Below are 3,060 nucleotides of genomic sequence, written 5' to 3' on the forward strand. Positions count from 1 at the left end.
ACTACCTGGTTGATAGGTTCAAGGTGTAAGCTCAGTAATGGGTTCAGCTGATGAATACTAATAGATCGAGGACTTAACCAAATTTTAAATCTGCTCAATTTTCAGAGTATTAATCTAATACTTACAACTCAAAAGATTATGTGGTTATTATAGCAAGGAGGATACACCTGTTCCCATTCCGAACACAGAAGTTAAGCTCCTTAGCGCCGATGGTACTTGGGGGGAAGCCCCCTGGGAGAGTAGGACGTAGCCACGTAATCTTTTTTTATGCTTAAAAAAACTATATCTAATTGCCAAAGTCGATTAAAGACTGAATGCAATAGAAAGAAGAATATCGTAAAGCCGTGTGCGGGAAAACCGCATGCACGGTTTGATGAGGGGGAGATGAGAAATCATCTCCCTACTCTACAATAACCATCTTTTTAGTATGTGGATATATCAATTAATAATTTTTATATTTTTTATAAAAATAAAGTTTGGAAAAATCACATTGTATTTATAGGTTACAATATATTCTTTGTCTTTTTTTATTGAAGAATATATATTTTTAGAACACATCATTTTCAAGTCATTAAATTTTATCGTATAAATAATCTGGTTTTGAGATTTTTTATAAATTTTTTGAATTTGTCCAGTGGAAATATTATTAGTGGAACCGAAAATATGAATTGCAAAAATAGTTAAGAATACAATATAAGTTATAAAGTTTCTTTTTTTCATAAAACATCAGATCTCCTTTACTGTAAAATAAATCTATTTATCTAAATTTCCCTCATAATATATTCTTCCTTCGTCTAAAGTTACTGTATTTCCTTTTTTATGCTTAAGGAAATTATATAATTTATAGTAACTTAACCTATGGTTAAATTTCTAATGCAATACTCAACTATGAATCCATTGGTATAGAGATAATATTAGGCTATACTAGGTGTATAAGGCCTTAAATAAAACTATGGAGTGATAAAGTATGAATAAACTATCAATAGGTGAAGTTATTTTTAAACTAAGAAAGGAAAAAGAAATTACTCAAGATCAATTAGGAAAGTTTATTGGCGTATCAACAGCAGCAGTATCAAAATGGGAAAGTGGAATTTCTTATCCAGATATAACTTTACTGCCTATTCTTGCGACTTTTTTCAATGTTTCCATAGATAAACTATTGAATTTTAAGATTGAAATTTCAGATGAGGAAGTAATGAAAATATTTAGTAAATATGAGAAGATATTTAGTAGTGGTGATCTAGATAAAGTAATAGATAAAAGCAAAGAATATATATTAAAATATCCATCAAGCTATTATTTGAAACTTAGAATAGCTTTTTTATTTACTATTTATTCATGGAAGGGAAGCGATGAGAAGAAAATAATGGATATGATAGCTTATGCCATTGAGTTATTTGAAGATGTAGCCAAAAATTGTACAGAAACAAAATCAGTTGAGGAAGCATTATTTCAACTTGGAGCTCTTTACCCATTAATTGGAGAGGAAGATAAAGCTATAGAGGTTTTAAATAAAATTTATAAAACTGAACTTGAACCAAATGATATACTTGCAAGTATATATATTCGAAAAAATGAATTAAAGAAAGGTAGAGAATTATTTCAAACTAAGCTATATAAAGGTATAAATGATGTGAGTCATGTATGTATGGGATTAGCTAATTCATATCTTAAATATGAAAAAGATTTAAATATGGTAGAAAAATATTACAATTTAGCTATTAATATAAAAAAAATTATTTCTTCTGAAGAAGATTCACTTTGGGATTTATCACCAGAGTACTTAAATTTTGCCCAAATGTATCTACTTCTTAATGAAAAGGAAAAAGCAATTGATATGCTTAAAAATATGATAGAAAACATGAAAATTAATGATATTAATAAACTAAGAGAATTTAATTCTATCTGGTGCTTTAATGAACTTAAAAGAGGAGAACGTAAAATAACAATGAATTTATATGAGAATATATTTAAGATTTTTGAGCAACCAGAATTTGATTTAATCAAGAAAGATGAGAAATTTATAGATATAATAAATGATTTAAAGGAGTTAGAGATAAAATCATTAAATTCGTAAATGAAAGTATAACACAGACTATATTTGAGTAAAATTTAAATAAACATAATTTATTTTCATAACGAATAGTAAAGTATATCCCTATTTAAGCTATGGATAAATATAATTTTCGTTATGAGTTTCAAAAAAGTTTACATTTAAGATTCTTTTAAAGAAAAACTTTTTTATAACAAAAATTTTACAAATTAAAGAAGGAAATAAAGATAAAAAAATAGAAATATAAGAATACATACTGAATATAGGATGTGATAAAATGGAAAATAAAAAAATATTATACTTTGATCAATATATAGATAGAATAGACAAAGATGAAAAGCAAAGAAAAGAATTAATGGATCTTATAAAAAAAATAGCAAACAATCTTACTAAAGAAAGTGCATTATAAAGTAAAGCTTAATTAAATAAGAGAGCAGAGTCTTAGAGATTTTTGCTTTCTCATAAAGGAGCCTATTGGCTCCTTTAAGGATTTTATGACTATCTAAAATTAAAACCATCTATATACGATCTTAACTCATCAAATTCTGTAGAATCTTGTAATTCTACTACTTCACTTCTTTCCATTTCAAAATTTTTTAGATATACAGAAAATGTATTTTGGTTAGTAGAATCATAATAAATACATCTATATCCATCTTGATATAATTTTTTTAAATGATTTAATTTATCATTCATAAGAGCACCACCTTTTTAATAATAAATAGAAAATTATAGATTTTAATATTATTTTTTTCAATCATAGATATAAATATTCAACTGAATGCACAAAAAAATTTTAAATAAGATTAAATATAGAGTCTTAGAGCGTGTAACTCTAGAAAATATAAAAATAATAAAAACTTTAAAAAAAAGTGTTGACGAAATGTTTTAAAGGTGATATATTATTACTTGTCCTCGACAACGAGGCAAACACAAAACACAAAATGAACTTTGAAAATTAAACAGTAGGTTATAAATAAATCACAACAGTGATTTTCGGAAACAAC

General features: G+C 25.8%; 4 protein-coding genes and 2 rRNA genes. 4 read left to right on the plus strand and 2 right to left on the minus strand.

The features are described 5' to 3' along the window. Positions 1-81, plus strand: a 23S ribosomal RNA gene (locus tag N4A48_RS09640); the annotation flags it as partial. Between the two features lie 58 nt (positions 82-139). Beyond that, a 5S ribosomal RNA gene (gene rrf / locus N4A48_RS09645) occupies positions 140-256 on the plus strand. A gap of 182 nt (positions 257-438) precedes the next feature. Here the strand turns inward: rrf and N4A48_RS09650 are convergent. Next, positions 439-720 (minus strand): hypothetical protein, encoded by a 282-nt coding sequence (locus N4A48_RS09650; RefSeq protein WP_293665704.1) that lies wholly within the window; start codon positions 718-720, stop codon positions 439-441. 247 nt (positions 721-967) lie between these two features. Between N4A48_RS09650 and N4A48_RS09655 the strand changes: the two genes are divergently transcribed. Continuing rightward, positions 968-2,077, plus strand: coding sequence for a helix-turn-helix domain-containing protein (locus N4A48_RS09655; RefSeq protein WP_293665705.1), 1,110 nt, complete (start codon positions 968-970; stop codon positions 2,075-2,077). 253 nt (positions 2,078-2,330) lie between these two features. Beyond that, positions 2,331-2,462 (plus strand): hypothetical protein, encoded by a 132-nt coding sequence (locus tag N4A48_RS09660; protein WP_293665706.1) that lies wholly within the window; start codon positions 2,331-2,333, stop codon positions 2,460-2,462. Positions 2,463-2,551: 89 nt separating this feature from the next. Here the strand turns inward: N4A48_RS09660 and N4A48_RS09665 are convergent, their stop codons facing one another. Beyond that, entirely contained in the window at positions 2,552-2,749 is a 198-nt protein-coding gene (locus tag N4A48_RS09665) for a hypothetical protein (protein WP_293665707.1), read from the minus strand. Positions 2,750-3,060 lie beyond the last annotated feature (311 nt).

Origin of the sequence: Tepidibacter sp., from assembly GCF_025210165.1 — a bacterium.
GTDB lineage: Bacteria > Bacillota > Clostridia > Peptostreptococcales > Peptostreptococcaceae > Tepidibacter_A.